Origin of the sequence: Cellulosimicrobium sp. XJ-DQ-B-000 (genome assembly GCF_031119065.1) — a bacterium.
GTDB lineage: Bacteria > Actinomycetota > Actinomycetes > Actinomycetales > Cellulomonadaceae > Cellulosimicrobium > Cellulosimicrobium funkei.
Genome location: NZ_JAVHYN010000005.1, coordinates 75,934 through 90,264 on the forward strand (window position 1 = coordinate 75,934; position 14,331 = coordinate 90,264).

General features: G+C 76.2%; 13 protein-coding genes and 1 pseudogene. 3 read left to right on the forward strand and 11 right to left on the reverse strand.

Annotated features, from left to right (window positions below; translation table 11 throughout):
- Positions 1-92 precede the first annotated feature (92 nt).
- From RDI86_RS09730 to RDI86_RS09740, 3 genes are all read left to right on the forward strand, one after another.
- Positions 93-1,610, forward strand: a complete 1,518-nt coding sequence (locus tag RDI86_RS09730) for an MFS transporter (RefSeq protein WP_308821381.1) — start codon at positions 93-95, stop codon at positions 1,608-1,610.
- A gap of 172 nt (positions 1,611-1,782) precedes the next feature.
- On the forward strand, positions 1,783-2,532 hold the full coding sequence (locus RDI86_RS09735; RefSeq protein WP_308821289.1) for a cohesin domain-containing protein: 750 nt from the start codon (positions 1,783-1,785) through the stop codon (positions 2,530-2,532).
- Between the two features lie 68 nt (positions 2,533-2,600).
- Positions 2,601-4,457, forward strand: a complete 1,857-nt coding sequence (locus tag RDI86_RS09740) for an amidase family protein (protein WP_308821290.1) — start codon at positions 2,601-2,603, stop codon at positions 4,455-4,457.
- Between the two features lie 93 nt (positions 4,458-4,550).
- On the opposite strand, the gene RDI86_RS09745 is transcribed toward RDI86_RS09740, so the two are convergent.
- From RDI86_RS09745 to RDI86_RS09795, 11 genes and pseudogenes are all read right to left on the reverse strand, one after another.
- Complete coding sequence (locus tag RDI86_RS09745; protein ID WP_076404806.1) at positions 4,551-5,618, reverse strand: hypothetical protein; 1,068 nt, start codon at positions 5,616-5,618, stop codon at positions 4,551-4,553.
- Positions 5,615-7,150: a ribosome biogenesis GTPase Der gene (gene der / locus RDI86_RS09750; RefSeq protein ID WP_083711774.1), complete on the reverse strand. Its 1,536-nt coding sequence runs from the start codon at positions 7,148-7,150 to the stop codon at positions 5,615-5,617. The genes RDI86_RS09745 and der overlap by 4 nt, the downstream gene beginning before the upstream one ends.
- 75 nt (positions 7,151-7,225) lie before the next feature.
- Positions 7,226-7,597, reverse strand: a complete 372-nt coding sequence (locus RDI86_RS09755) for an iron chaperone (RefSeq protein ID WP_076404805.1) — start codon at positions 7,595-7,597, stop codon at positions 7,226-7,228.
- Positions 7,598-7,666: 69 nt separating this feature from the next.
- On the reverse strand, positions 7,667-8,587 hold the full coding sequence (locus RDI86_RS09760) for a DMT family transporter (protein WP_308821291.1): 921 nt from the start codon (positions 8,585-8,587) through the stop codon (positions 7,667-7,669).
- 14 nt (positions 8,588-8,601) lie between these two features.
- Positions 8,602-9,300 carry a lysophospholipid acyltransferase family protein gene (locus RDI86_RS09765; RefSeq protein WP_308821292.1) on the reverse strand — a complete coding sequence of 233 codons (699 nt, stop codon included), beginning with the start codon at positions 9,298-9,300 and terminating at the stop codon, positions 8,602-8,604.
- Positions 9,297-10,061, reverse strand: a complete 765-nt coding sequence (cmk, locus tag RDI86_RS09770; protein WP_308821294.1) for a (d)CMP kinase — start codon at positions 10,059-10,061, stop codon at positions 9,297-9,299. Before cmk ends, RDI86_RS09765 begins: the two co-directional genes overlap by 4 nt.
- On the reverse strand, positions 10,058-10,420 hold the full coding sequence (gene aroH / locus RDI86_RS09775) for a chorismate mutase (protein WP_043660429.1): 363 nt from the start codon (positions 10,418-10,420) through the stop codon (positions 10,058-10,060). The genes cmk and aroH overlap by 4 nt, the downstream gene beginning before the upstream one ends.
- Positions 10,421-10,498: 78 nt before the next feature.
- Positions 10,499-11,620, reverse strand: a complete 1,122-nt coding sequence (locus RDI86_RS09780; RefSeq protein ID WP_308821295.1) for a pseudouridine synthase — start codon at positions 11,618-11,620, stop codon at positions 10,499-10,501.
- 164 nt (positions 11,621-11,784) lie between these two features.
- Positions 11,785-12,393: pseudogene (locus RDI86_RS09785) on the reverse strand (SMC-Scp complex subunit ScpB); the annotation flags it as partial.
- Complete coding sequence (locus RDI86_RS09790; RefSeq protein ID WP_308821297.1) at positions 12,390-13,319, reverse strand: ScpA family protein; 930 nt, start codon at positions 13,317-13,319, stop codon at positions 12,390-12,392. The gene RDI86_RS09790 and the pseudogene RDI86_RS09785, both read right to left, overlap by 4 nt.
- A complete protein-coding gene (locus tag RDI86_RS09795; protein WP_251176305.1) occupies positions 13,303-14,304 on the reverse strand; it encodes an AAA family ATPase in 1,002 nt (333 codons plus the stop codon). Before RDI86_RS09795 ends, RDI86_RS09790 begins: the two co-directional genes overlap by 17 nt.
- Positions 14,305-14,331 lie beyond the last annotated feature (27 nt).

Below are 14,331 nucleotides of genomic sequence, written 5' to 3' on the forward strand. Positions count from 1 at the left end.
GGACGGGGGTCGACGTGGAGCAGAGCACGGGTCGCACCGCGGGTCGGCCGACGGCGGCCGACCGGCGCCTCGCGCTGCTCCTGGCCGCCGCGATGTTCGTGCTCGTGGTCGACACGTCGTTCATGAACGTGTCGATCTCCGCCGTCGTGCGCGACCTGGGCACGACCGTGAGCGGCGTCCAGACGGCGATCGCGCTCGAGGCGCTCGTGTCGGCGTCGTTCATCCTCGTGGGCAGCAAGGTCGGCGACCTCGTGGGCCGGCGGCGCGCGTACGTCGTCGGGCTGCTCGCGTACGGGGCGGGCGCGGTGGCGATGACGCTCGCGCAGAGCCTCGTGGCGGTCGTGGTCTTCTGGTCGGTCATCGGCGGGCTCGGGGCCGCGCTGCTGCTGCCGGCGATGCAGTCGCTCGTGCACGGCAACTTCGAGGGCACCGCGCGCAAGGCGGCGTACGCGCTCGTGGGCGCGGCGGCGTCGATCGCGGCGGCGGTCGGGCCGCTGCTCGGCGGCGTCATCACGACGACGCTGTCGTGGCGCGTGGCGTTCGGGCTCGAGGCGGTGGTGATCGTCGTCGTCCTCGTGGGCTTGCGCCTCGTGCGCGACGTCCCGTACACGGGCGACCGCGCGGTGGACGTCGTCGGGACGGTCCTGTCCGTCGTCGGCATGGGCGGGGTCGTGCTGGGCGTGCTCGTGTGGCAGGAGGGCGGCGAGGCGGTCGGGGCGCTCGTCCTCGTCGGTGCGCTGGGCCTGGTGGGCCTCGCGTGGTGGCTCGTGCGGCGGGCGCGGGCCGGGCGGACGACGCTCGTCGACCCCGGGCTGTTCCGCTCGCCCGCGTTCCGGATCGGGGTGTCGCAGCAGCTCCTGCAGCAGGTCGCGCTGGGCGGCGCGATGATCGCGCTGCCGATCTTCCTGCAGATGGCGCTCGGGTACGACGCGCTGCTCGCGGGCCTCTCGCTCGCCCCGCTGTCGCTGACGATGTTCGCCGCCGCGCTCGTCGCGGGCAAGCGCCCGGGCCGACGGCGGCCGGCCTCCCGCGTGCTCGCGGGCTTCCTCCTGCTCGTCGTGGGCGTGGTGGCGCTCGTCGCAGTGGTGCCGAGGGCGTCGTCGGGCTGGTGGCTCGCGCTGCCGCTCGTCGTGGCGGGCGCCGGGCTGGGGCTCCTGGTCTCCCAGCTCAACGCGTACACGCTCTCCCCCGTGCCGGAGGAGCGCGCGAGCGAGGCCGCGGGCGTGAGCTCGGCCGCGGGGTCGTTCGGCCTCTCGCTCGGCCTCGCCGTCGCGGGCGCGGTCATGCTGGCGTCGCTCGCGGCGGGGTTCACGGCGCGGGCGGAGGCGAGCGACGTGCTGCCCCCGGACGACAAGGAGCAGGTCGCCCGGGTGCTCGAGGACGACGCCGAGATCATGAGCGACGCCCAGCTCGTCGAGCTCCTCGCCGACGAGCCACCCGCGGTGCGGGCGGAGGTCGTGGCCATCAACGACGACGTGCGGGCGCGGGCGCTGCAGGTCGCGCTCCTCGTGCCGCTCGTCGCGGGGCTCCTCGGCGTCGTCGCGGCGCTGCGCATGCGCCGCCTGCCGGACCCTGAGGTGCGCGAGGGCGAGCCGCCGGTCCTCGGCTGACCCGCGTCGTCGGGATCGTGACCGGACCGAGACCCTGTTCGTTGCTCGTGCTAACCGTCGCGAAACGCCCGGGAAACAGCGACTTGTGAGCATCGCTGACGGCAGGGGGCCCCACCACACGACCGCCGGTCGCGCCGTACCTCCGCGCGCCCGGAGGAAGGACCGCTCGCCCATGACCCGTCCCGTCCCCCGCAGACGGCTCCGCGCCCGCGCCGCCCTCGTCGGCGGTCTCGCGGTCGCCGCGGCGGCCCTCGCCGCCCCCGCGCACGCCGCACCGTCCGTCGCCCAGGTCTCCCTCTCGGCGCCCGCGTCGGTCGAGGTCGGCGCGGAGATCACCGTCACGGTCGCCGCGTCCGGTGCCGTCGACCTCTACGCCTACGACCTCGCCGTCGCCTACGACCCCGACCTCGTCGAGCTCGTGGACGACTCCGTCGTGACCCCGGACGGCGGGTTCGCCGACGCGACCGACGACGCAGCCGGGACGGTCGTCGTCACGCACACGCGGCTCGGCACCTCGCCCGGCCTCGAGGGCGACGTCACCCTCGCGACCCTGACGTTCACCGCCGTGTCCGACGGCGCGGCGGCCTTCGCCGTCCCGACCGCCACGCTCGTGGGCGCCGACGCCGGGACGGTGACGCTCACCGACGCGGCGAGCGCCACGACGACCGTCACCGCGGCCGACGTCCCGCCCACGGCGGAGCCGACGGGCGGGACCACCACGCCGCCGGTCGACGACGGCGGCACCACGCCCCCCGGGGACGACGGCGCGTCCGACTCGTCGTCGTCCCCGTCCGGGTCCACCTCGGGCGCTGCGCTCGCGTCGACCGGGGCGAGCGTCGCGTGGTTCGTCGGCGCCGCGCTCCTCGCGGTCGCCGTCGGCACGGGCATCCTGCTCGCGCGGCGTCGGGCGGCCACGCGATGACCGGCCCGCTGCCCCGCCCCGACCACCCGCTCGCGCACCGCGCGCCCGTCCCCTCGAAGGAGCCGTCCGTGACCACGACCCACCGGCGCGCCGCCACCGGCGGGCTCGCCGCCCTGACGATCGGCGGCCTCGTCCTCGGCGTCACGACGGCGCCCGCCGCGACCGGTGCGCCCGGCGCGGAGCCCGCGCCGCTCCTCGCCCCCTACTGGACCGCGCTCGACCTCACGGGCGACCAGCAGGTCACGACCGACGACCTCGCGGTCGTCGCCGCGGCGCTCGGCGCGACGTCGGCCGACGCGGTGTGGGACGACGTCGCGCCCGCCGACACGGACGGGGACGGCACGATCACGGTGACCGACCTCGCCGCCGTCTCGCAGCGCATCGTGTACGACGACGGCCCGTTCGAGCTCGTCGAGGCGTCCGTGCTCGACATGCAGGCCGCGATGAACGCGGGCACGACGACGTCGGTCGCGATCACCCAGGAGTATCTCGACCGGATCGCGGCGTACGACACGACGCTCGTCGACACGGGCGCCGGCGGGCGGCCGCTGCACTCGATCATCAGCACGAGCGACGTCGCGCTGGAGGCCGCCGCGCGCGCCGACGCGGTCCGCGCGACGGACGGCATGACGAGCCTGCTGCTCGGCGTGCCCGTCGCGGTGAAGGACAACTACGACACGAAGGACATGCCCACCACGGGCGGCTGCGGCTGCTGGGACGACAACCGGACGACGACCGACGCGACGATGGTCGAGGGCCTGCGCGCCGACGGCGCGGTGATCCTCGCGAAGGCCAGCCTGGACGAGTTCGCGTTCGGGTTCGCGTCGGAGTTCTCGTCCTTCCAGGACGCCGGGACGAGCACGCTCGTCGCGAGCCCGTACGTCACGAGCCGCACGGCCGGCGGGTCCAGCGGCGGCACGGGGGCGGCCGTCGCGGCGAACCTCGCCGGGCTCGGCCTCGGCACGGACACGGGCGGGTCGATCCGCGTCCCGTCGTCGTACAACCAGCTCGTCGGCGTGCGCCCGACGGTCGGCCTCGCGAGCCGCGACGGCATCATCCCGCTCGCGCTGAGCCAGGACACGGGCGGGCCGATGGCGCGCACCGTCCTCGACGCGGCCGTCGCGCTCGACGCCGTCGCGGGTGTCGACGCCGCCGACCCGGTGACGTCGCGCCAGGAGGGCGAGGTCCCGGCGTCGTACACGCAGTACCTGGACGAGGGCGCGCTCGACGGCGCCCGCATCGGTTACGTGCCGTCCATGCTCGGCAGCAACGCGGCGACGCTCCGCCTGTGGGCGCAGACCCGCGCGACGCTCGAGTCGCTCGGCGCGACCGTCGTCGAGGTCACGCCGCCCACCACGTGGTCGCCGGTCCTGCCCAACGGCTTCGCGAGCGTCCTCTCCGAGGGGTCGGGATCGACGAACGAGTTCAAGCACGACCTCGACGCGTACGTCGCGACCCACCTCGCGCCGCAGGTCGAGGCCCGCACGCTCCAGGGGATCGTCGACTCGGGCCGCTACGTGCCGTCCCGCCGCAGCACGTACGTCTCGCGCGACGCGGTCACGGAGGAGACGTACCAGGCGTGGGCGGGCCCCGAGGGGTCGCACACCAAGGTGCTCGCCGAGGGCAAGGTGCTCGTCACCGCGATGCTCGACGACGCCGACCTCGACGCGCTGGTCTACCCGAGCGCCAACCCGTACGGGACGATCGGCACCAACCTGCGGCTCAGCCCGAACACCGGGCTGCCCGCCGTGACGGTCCCGGTCGGCCAGGCGGTCGCGACGGACGGCACCGTCACCGGCGGCGGCGTCAACCTCGAGCTGCTCGGCCGCGACTTCGACGAGGGCCCGCTGCTCGGCCTCGCGTACGCGCTCGAGCAGGCCACGCAGGCCCGCACCTCCCCCGCGCTGTACGGCCCGCTCGGCTGAGCGGCCCACCACCGGCGCCGACGGCGGCCGTCCCCTCCCGGGGGCGGCCGCCGTCGTCGGTCAGGAGAGGTCGCCCATCGCGGCGACGACGCGTCAGCGGCGCGGTGTCCGACGGCGCTCGTCGTCGCCGCCGAGCGCGGCACCGAGCGCCGCGAGCACGAGCAGGTCCACCACGAGACCCGCGACGCCGACCCACTGCAGAGCGCGGAACACGAGGAGCTGGGTGAGCAGGAGCGAGACGAGCACGCCGCGCCGGACCCACACGGCGCCGGCCCGGCGGTCCTCGGGCCGCCCGCGGCGGGACACCACCACGCCCACGACGACGCACGCGACCGTCGCGGCGACGCCCGCGGCGATGCCGGCCCCGACCCAGGTGGGCACGTCGACGTCGCCGACCAGCACGCGCAGCCCCGCGAGCAGCGAGCCCAGCGCCGTCCCGAGCACGAGCACGACCACGACGACGGCGGCCCAGCGGCGCTGGAGCGTCTGCGCGAACCAGGCCGACGAGCGCCGTACGAGGGCGCGCACCGGGTCGGGCACGTCGACGTCGTCGGGCGGAACGGCCTCGACGAGCGCCGCGACCTCGTCGGCCGTCGGCTCGCCGCGGCCCAGCGCGACGAGCGCGCGGGCCTCGTCGCGCGCGTCGTCGGTGAACCCGCCGGCGACGCCCGCGACGGCGCGGTCGGTCGCGACGGCGAGGTACTCGGCCGGGTGGTGGCGCCGCCACCCGTGCAGCGCCTCGACGACGAGGACGAGCACGACGACCGTCGCGTAGATGAGCGCCGCCGTCGGCTCGTAGAAGTAGTCGTTGTCCGCGGTGACGAACTTGCCGATCTCGTCGACGAACAGCCCGAACCCGATCCCGCCCACGAACGCGCCGAGCGAGCGCGGCGCCGGGCCCACGAAGGACAGCAGCAGCACGAGGGCGAGCGCCATCCCGAGCCCGCCCCACAGCACGTGCGCGACGTGCAGGTCTCCCCCGCCGACCTGCGGGTACCCGGACGCCGCGAGGAAGAACCGCGTCACGAGCACCGTCGCGACGGCGACCACGAGGAACGTCACGACGTGCCGCACGGCCGCGGTGTCCCGGGCCGCGCCGAGGCGCAGGGCGCGGCTCCGCCGGGAGGTCCCGGCGGAGGCGCGCCCCGTGCCCGTGCTCACCGCTTGCGCTTCTCCCGCACGCGGACGCTGATCTCGATGGGCGAGCCCTCGAACCCGAACGTCTCGCGCAGACGTCGCTCGATGAACCGGCGGTAGCCCGCCTCGAGGAACCCGGTCGCGAACACCACGAACCGCGGCGGGCGCGTCGAGGCCTGCGTCGCGAAGAGGATGCGGGGCTGCTTGCCGCCGCGCAGCGGGTGCGGGTGGGCGGCGACGAGCTCGCCGAGGAACGCGTTGAGGCGGCCCGTCGGGATGCGCGTGTCCCAGGAGTCGAGCGCGCGCTCCATCGCCGGGGCGAGGCGGTCGGTGTGCCAGCCGGTGCGGGCCGACACGTTGACGCGCGGCGCCCACTGCACCTGGACGAGGTCCTTCTCGATCTCGCGCTCGAGGTACGGGCGGCGGTCGTCGTCCATGAGGTCCCACTTGTTGTACGCGATGACGAGCGCGCGGCCCGCGTCCACGACCTGGGAGATGACGCGCGTGTCCTGCTCGGTGAGCGGCACGGACGCGTCCACGAGCACGACGGCGAGCTCCGCCTTCTCGATCGCGGCCTGCGTGCGCAGGGACGCGTAGAAGTCGGCGCCCTTCGTCTGGTGCACGCGGCGACGGATGCCGGCGGTGTCGACGAGGACGTAGGGCACGTCCTTGATCGTCACGAGCTCGTCGACGGGGTCGCGCGTCGTGCCCGCGATCTCGTCGACGACGACGCGGTCGGCGCCGGCGAGCTTGTTCAGCAGCGAGGACTTGCCGACGTTCGGGCGCCCGACGAGCGCGACGCGACGCGGCCCGGTCGGCCGCACCTCGCCGTGCTCGGACTCCGTGGGCAGCGCCGCCATCGCGGCGTCGAGCAGGTCGCCCGTCCCGCGGCCGTGCAGCGCGGACACGGGGTGCGGCTCGCCGAGGCCGAGGCTCCACAGGTACGCGGCGTCCGCCTCGCCCGACTGCCCGTCGACCTTGTTGGCGCACAGCACGACGGGCTTGCCCGACTCGCGCAGGAGGCGCACGACGCGCTCGTCCGTCGCGGTCGCGCCGACGGTCGCGTCGACGACGAAGAGCACCGCGTCGGCGAGGGAGATCGCGACCTCGGCCTGCTCGGCGACCTTGGACTCGATGCCCGCGACGTCGACCTCCCAGCCGCCGGTGTCGACGAGCGTGAAGCGGCGCCCGGACCAGTCGGCCGGGTAGCTCACGCGGTCGCGCGTGACGCCCGGCTTGTCCTCGACGACGGCCTCGCGACGGCCGAGGATGCGGTTGACGAGCGTCGACTTGCCGACGTTCGGGCGCCCGACCACGGCGAGCACGGGCAGGGGCGCCTCGGGCGCCGCGCCGTCGAGCGCGTCCTCGTCGGCGTCGAGCAGCGCGAGGTCGGCGTCCTCGAGCTCGTAGTCGTCGAGTCCGGCGCGCAGCGCGCGCTCGCGCGCCTCGTCGTCCGCGGCGTCCGCGGGCGCCAGGGGCTCCTCGGCCTGACCGACGGCGTCGGTCCGTCCGGGCGTGCCGGGCTGGGCGGGGTCGGGTGTGGTCATGGGGTCCATTCTCCCAGGCCGCGGGCCAGGCTCCGAACCGGCCCGCGGGCGCGTCGTGCGGGTGCCCGTCCGGGGCGCCCGGTGTCAGCCCGCGGCACCGTCCCGGCGGGCGGCGAGCCGCGCGACGACGGCCCGCACGACGTCGTCGGGCACGGGCTCCGCCAGCGGGAACCGCAGCGTGCCCTTGCCGTCCTGGTAGCGCGCGATGCGGCGCGCGAGCGCGTCGTCGACCTCGGGCACGGGGTAGAGCGAGACGTGGTGGGCCCAGCCCGCGAGGTAGACGACGTACCGGCCGTCGCGGGTGAAGGTCGGGATGCCGTAGCTGATGCGCTCGCCCAGGCCGGGCACCGTGTCGTGCACCACGGAGCGCAGGTGCGCGACAACGTCGCGCGCGTCCGGGGCGAGCGTCGCGAGGTACTCGTCGACGGTCGTGGGCTTGCCGGGCGGCTCGGCCATGCGTGCTCCCTCCCCCGCGGGCGGCGCCTGCCCGGCCCTGCGACGGGGCGCCGGCGCCTGAGCGCGAACCTACCGCGCGGCGGGCGTGCCCGCGAGGCGCACGAGCACGACCCCGGCGACGACGAGCACGCCGCCCGCGGCCTGCACGAGGCTCGGCACCTCGCCGAGCAGGAGCCACGCGATGGCGACGGCGAACAGCACCTCGGACAGCCCGACGAACGACGCGAGGCGCTCGCCCATGCGCACGGTCGCGGCGACGCCGGACACGTACGCGAACGCCGTCGCGACGAGCACGACGACCGCGAGCGGGACGTACCAGGGCGCGGGCGAGCCGAGGAGCGTGACGTCGACGAGCGGGGCGGCGAAGGGCAGCACGCCCGCGAGCGCCGCCGCGCCGAGCGCGAGCGCCCCGACGCCGAGCCCGCTCGCGGCGAGCGCGACGGGCGGCAGGCGCGTCGGGCGCGCGGACAGCACGAAGTAGGCGCCCAGCCCCACCGCCGCGCCGAGCGCGAGGAGGACGCCGAGGAGGTCGGGGCGGGCGCCGCCCGGGTCGACGACGAGCACGAGCCCGAGGACCGCGACGGCGCAGCCCACGAGCGTGAACCGGGGCGGCACGTGGCGCGTGCGGGCCCAGGCGAGGCCGACGAGGAGCACGGGCGCGAGGTACTCGACGAGCAGCGCGATGCCGACGGGCAGGCGCGCGACGGCCGCGAAGTAGCACAGCTGGGTCCCCGCGACGGCGACGAGGCCGAACCCGAGGACGAGCCGCCACTCCTCGCGCAGGAGGCGGTGGCTGCCGCGCAGGGCGACGGCCGCGACCGGGGCGAGGACGAGCGCCGAGCACAGGGCGCGCGCGAGGACGGCGGCGCCCGGCGTCCAGCCCGCCTCGAGGAGCGGCTTGACGAACGGGCCGCTCGCGCCGAACGCGAGGGCCGACGCGAGCCCGACGAACAGCCCCGTGCCCGGGCGGTCGCCCACCACGTGCGCCACCGGGCGGTCCGCCCTCACGGCGTCGGCCGGTCCCCGCGCGGGTCGTCCAGCGGCAGCGCCACGCCGGTCAGAGCGACCGTGTCGGCGACCAGCTCGGCGAGCGCGGTGCGGATGCGCTCGTTCGCGTCCTCGAGCGCCTGCTTGCCGCTCACCCCGGGCGCGCGCTCGACGGTGAGCGGCTCCCCGAAGCGGACGACGAGCCGACGGCGCAGCCCGGGGATCCGGTTGACGCCCTCGCCCGCGCGGCGCGTGCCGAGGACGGCGACGGGCACCACGCGGGCGTGGCCGTTGAGCGCGAGCCACGCGGCCCCGGCACGCGCGGAGGTGGCGTCGCCGCGCCCGCGGGCGCCCTCGGGGAAGACGCCGACCGCGTCGCCGCGCCGCAGCACGCCGAGCCCGGCCGCGAGCGCGGGGCGCCCGCCGGTGCGGTCGACGGGGATCTGCCCGGCCGCGCGCAGCACCCAGCCGACCGGCCCGGTGAACATCTCCTCCTTGACGAGGACGTGCAGCGGGCGCGGCGCGACCCCGAGGACGAGCGGCCCGTCGACGACGCCGGTGTGGTTCGCGGCGAGCACGACGGGGCCGTCGGCCGGGACGTGCTCCGCGCCGACGACCTCGGTCGCCCACACGACGCGCGCGAGGAAGCGACCCACCCAGCGCGACCACGCCGGCCCGGCGGGCGACGGGACGCCGTCTCCCGTGCCGCGGCTCACGAGCCCTGGCGCGGGCCGACCACCCGCCCGGTGACCTGCTCGACCACGGAGAGCACCGCGTCGATCGTCTGCTCCAGGTCGAGGTCCGACGAGTCGACGGTCACGACGCCGTCGGCCGCGACCTGGAACTGCGAGACCGTCGCGTCGTCGCGGTCGCGCCGCAGCACCTGGTCCTTCGTCGCCTCGACGGCGGCCGCGTCGGCCGTCCCGTGCACGTCGAGCGAGCGGCGCGCGAGGCGGGCCTCCTCGCTCGCGGTGAGGAGCACGCGTACGTCGGCGTCGGGGGCGACGACCGTCGTGATGTCCCGGCCCTCCGCCACGACGCCGCGGCCGCCGGCGAAACCCGCGGGCGTGCGCTCGGCCTCGATGACCGCGCGCTGGAGACGCCGCAGCTCCGCGCGCACCGCGAGGTTGGTCGCGACGGCGCTCACGGCCGTCGAGATCTCGGTCGAGCGGATCGCCTCGCCGACATCGGTCCCGTCCACGTGGACGGTCGGACCGGACGGGTCGAGGCCCATGACGAGCGGCATGACGCGCACGGCGTGCGCGACGGCGTCCTGGTCGGCGAGGTCCTCTCCGCGGTGGAGGCACCACCAGGTGGCGGCGCGGTACATCGCGCCCGTGTCGAGGTAGGCGAGGCCGAGGCGGCGCGCGACGCCCTTCGACACGCTCGACTTGCCCGAACCCGACGGCCCGTCGATCGCGACCGTCAGCGCGCCGTCGGCGCGACCCTCCCCCGCGCCCGACGTCCCCGCGCTCACTGGGCGAGGTCCTTGCGCAGCGCCGTCGCCCCGTGCAGGTAGACGTGCTGGACCGCCGCGCGGTCGACGTCGAGCTCCGCGTGCGCCATGAGGCGCACCACGCGTGGCAGCGCGCCGGGCACCGCGATCTCCGTCGCGCACATGAGCGGCACGTCGCCGAGGCCCATCTCGCGCGCCGCGGCGGCCGGGAAGTCGGCCACCAGGTCGGGGGTGCACGTGAAGAGGATCGAGATGAGCGCGCCGGTGTCGACGGCGTTCGCGTCGAGCACCTCCTGGACGAGCTCGCGCGTGCGCGCGAACAGGTGCTCGCGCTCGTCGGCGTCGAGCTGGGTCGCGCCCCGGATCGCCCGGACCGGCATGGATGGTGCTCCTTCGTGCGGGACGGCCCGCCTCGCGGCGGTCCGTCGGGGTGGTGGTGCGGGACGCGCGGGCCGGGCCTAGAGCCCGACGCCCGCCATGAGCGTGCCGAGCTCGGTGCGCCCGAGGACACGCGTCGTGCCGGGGCGCAGGTTGCCGAGCGCGATCGGCCCGATGCGCGTGCGCACGAGGCGCGTCACGGGGTAGCCGACCTCCTCGAACATGCGCCGCACGACCCGGTTGCGGCCCGAGTGGAGCACGACCTCGATCATCGTCTGGTCCGCGACCTGGTCGACGACGCGGTACGCGTCCGCCTGCACGACCCCGTCCTCGAGCTCGATCCCGTGCAGGAACTTGTTCGCGACGTTGCCCGCGACCTTGCCGCGCACCGTGACGAGGTAGGTCTTGGCGACCTCGTGCGAGGGGTGCGCGAGGTGGTTCGCGAGCTCGCCGTCGTTCGTGAGCAGCAGCAGGCCCTCGCTGTCCGCGTCGAGGCGGCCCACGTGGAACAGGCGCTCGGGCCGGTCGGCGACGAGCTCGGCGATGGACGGGCGACCGTCCGGGTCGTGCATCGTCGACACGACGCCGCGCGGCTTGTTGAGGGCGAGCGTCACGCGCGAGGAGTCGAGCTGCAGGCGCATCCCGTCCACGTGCACGACGGCGCGCGCCGGGTCGACCCGCACGCCCAGCTCGGTGACCCGCACGCCGTCCACCTCGACGCGGCCCTGCGCGATGAGGTCCTCGCACGCGCGGCGCGACCCGAGCCCGGCCGACGCGAGCACCTTCTGCAGGCGCACGCCGTCCTCGACGTGGACGTCGCGCTGGGGCTCGCTGGGCTTCCCGCGCACGGGACGGCGCGGCCGGGCCGCCGCCTGACCGGCGCGGGGTGCCGACGTGCCGCGACCCGCGGCAGAGCGACCCCGACCGGCGGCTGCGCCGCGGCCCGCGCCGGTGGCCCGACCGGTGCCCTGGCCACGACCGGCGCCCTGCTCCCGCCCGTCGCCCGCGCCGCGGCCCGCGGACGAGCCCTGCGCGGACGAGCCACCGCGCCGGGGCGCGCCGCCCGCGCGTGCGCCGTCGCCGCCCCGCGGGCCGCCACGACGCGCGTCGCCGTTCCCGCCGCGGCGTGCGTCGCCCGCCCCGTCGCGGGGCGTGCGCCCGCGCCCTCCGTCGCCGGAGCGGCGTCCGTCCTTCGAGCTCATGCGTGTCCTTCGTCCGTCGGTTCCTGCGTGACGTCGTGCGTCACGCCGGGTGTCGTGGCGGTCGGCGCCGGTGCGCCGTCCGCGTCGTCAGCCGCGACGTCGGGAGCGTCCGTCGGCGCCGCGACGCCCGTCGGCCGCGCGGGAGCGCGCAGGTCGGCGAGCCCGTCGAGGCCCTCGAGGTCGTCCATGTCCGGCAGGTGCGGCGCGAGCGGGGGGAGCTCGTCGAGCGACGTGAAGCCCATGCGCTCGAGGAAGTACCCCGTGGTGCCGAAGAGGCCGGCGCCGGTGTGCGGGTCCTGGCCGACCTCGGCCACGAGCCCGCGCGCCACGAGCGTGCGCACCACGCCGTCCACGTTGACCCCTCGTACCGCCGACACCTGGCCGCGGCTGACCGGTTGACGGTACGCGATCACGGCCAGAGTCTCCAACGCCGCCTGCGTGAGCCGGGCCGTCTGGCCGCCCTGCACGAACCGGCCCACGACCTCGGCGTGCGCGGGCGCGGAGTACACACGCCACCCGCCGCCCGCCGCGCGCAGCTCGAACCCGCGGGGCCGACCGCCGTCGTCGCCGCGATACTCGGCCGCGAGCTCGTGCAGCGCGTCCAGCACCTCGTCGACCGGGACCGCGAGCGTCGCCGCGAGCTCGACCGGCGGGATCGGCTCGTCCGCGACCATGAGCACGGCCTCGAGCGCGGACGGCAGGCCGCCCGGGAGGTCGTGCACGGCGGGCGGGCGGGTGTCGTCGGGGGCCGGGCCGTCGTCGGGCTGCGTCACGCGGGGACCTCCTGGTCGGTGGCGGCGAGGGCGGCCGCCGGGTCGGGCTCGTCGCCCTCGTCGAACTCGCTGCCGACGTCGACGAGCGGCGGCTCGGCCGCGTCGTCGTCGCCCGACCACCGCACGGTGAGCTCGCCGAGCGGCGTCACCTGGTCGAACGCGACGAGCGCCTGGCGGAACAGCTCGAGCAGCGCGAGGAACCGCGCGACGACCACGGCGGTCTCCCCCGCGTCGGCGACGAGGGCGCGGAACGTCGTCGTACCGTGGCTGCGCACGCGGTCGACGACGATCCCCGCCTGCTCGCGCACGCTGACGGCCGGGGCGTGCAGGTGGTCGAGCGAGACGCCGAGCGGGGGCGCCTTGGGGGCGAGCGCGCGGGCCGCGAGCACGGCGACCTGGTCCGGACCCATGGTCCACACGAGCTCGGGCAGCAGCGCGGCGAGGTGCGGCTCGAGCTGCACGACGCGCGGGAACCGGCGCCCGGCGCTCTCGAACCGCTCGGCGAGGAGGCCCGACACGTCCTTGTACGCGCGGTACTGCAGCAGCCGGGCGAAGAGCAGGTCGCGGGCCTCCAGCAGCGCCAGGTCCTCGTCGTCCTCGACGCTGCCCGTCGGCAGCAGCCGGGCCGCCTTGAGGTCGAGCAGCGTCGCGGCGACGACGAGGAACTCGCTCGCGGTGCCGAGGTCCCAGCCGGGGTGGTCCTCCCCCGCGGCCCGCGCCACGGCGGCGGCGCGCTCGGCCGCGCGGATGTACGCGATGAAGTCGTCCGTCACGCGCGCGAGCGCGACCTCGGTGATGTCGAGCTTGTGCTTCGTGATGAGCGACAGCAGCAGGTCGAAGGGCCCGCTGAAGTTGTCGAGCCGGACCTCGAACCCGGCCCGCGCCGGCGGCTCCGTCGGTGGTGGCGGCTCAGGCGGCGTCGCCACGGGCGACCAGCTCCCGGGCGAGCTGCCGGTACGCGACGGCGCCCGGGTGGTTCGGCGCGTACACGGTGATGGGCTCGGCCGCGACGGACGCGTCCGGGAACTTCACGGTGCGGCCGATCACGGTGTGGAGCAGCTTGTCGCCGAACGCCTCGTGCACGCGCGCGACGACCTCGCGCGAGTGCAGCGTCCGCGAGTCGAACATCGTGGCGAGGATGCCGTCGACGTCGAGGCGCGGGTTGAGCCGGTCGCGCACCTTCTCGATCGTCTCGACGAGCAGCGCGACGCCGCGCAGCGCGAAGAACTCGCACTCGAGCGGGATGAGCACGCCGTGCGCGGCGGTGAGCGCGTTGACGGTGAGAAGGCCGAGCGAGGGCTGGCAGTCGACGAGGATCACGTCGTAGTCGTCCACGACCGGGCGCAGCACGCGCGACAGGACGGACTCGCGCGCGACCTCGCCCACGAGCTGCACCTCGGCGGCCGAGAGGTCGATGTTCGCGGGCAGCAGGTCGAGGTTCTCGACCTCGGTGCTCACGAGCACGTCGTGGATGTCCGCGCCGCGCTCCATCAGCAGGTTGTAGACCGTGCGGTCGAGCTCGTGCGGGTTGACGCCAAGGCCGACGGACGCGGCGCCCTGCGGGTCGAAGTCGACGAGCAGGACCTTGCGCCCGTACTCGGCGAGCGCGGCGCCCAGGTTGATGGTCGTCGTCGTCTTGCCGACGCCGCCCTTCTGGTTGCACATGGCGATGATGCGGCCCGGGCCGTGCGCGGCGAGCGAGGCCGGGACGGGGAACTCCGGAAGGGTGCGGCCGACGACGTCGACGCGCGGCTCGGCGGCGGCACGGTCCTCGGGCTGCTCGACGGGGCGGTCGGCGGGAGGCGCCGCGTCCCCCTCGGCGGAGGTCTGCGGGACGACCGGACGGACGGCGTCGCCGTGCGAGCCGTGCGCGCCGCGCGTCTCGGGCTGGGTCTCGGCCTGGCTGCTCACGTCCGCCACGGTATCGCAGGACCTCGC

What these genes read in the sequence shown, in the direction of transcription:
- der (WP_083711774.1), bottom strand. Translation starts at nt 7,150, where the DNA reads ATGGACCCCATGACCACACCCGACCCCGCCCAGCCCGGCACGCCCGGA.
- RDI86_RS09755 (WP_076404805.1), bottom strand. Translation starts at nt 7,597, where the DNA reads ATGGCCGAGCCGCCCGGCAAGCCCACGACCGTCGACGAGTACCTCGCG.
- RDI86_RS09735 (WP_308821289.1), top strand. Translation starts at nt 1,783, where the DNA reads ATGACCCGTCCCGTCCCCCGCAGACGGCTCCGCGCCCGCGCCGCCCTC.
- aroH (WP_043660429.1), bottom strand. Translation starts at nt 10,420, where the DNA reads ATGCCGGTCCGGGCGATCCGGGGCGCGACCCAGCTCGACGCCGACGAG.
- RDI86_RS09730 (WP_308821381.1), top strand. Translation starts at nt 93, where the DNA reads ATGTTCGTGCTCGTGGTCGACACGTCGTTCATGAACGTGTCGATCTCC.
- RDI86_RS09780 (WP_308821295.1), bottom strand. Translation starts at nt 11,620, where the DNA reads ATGAGCTCGAAGGACGGACGCCGCTCCGGCGACGGAGGGCGCGGGCGC.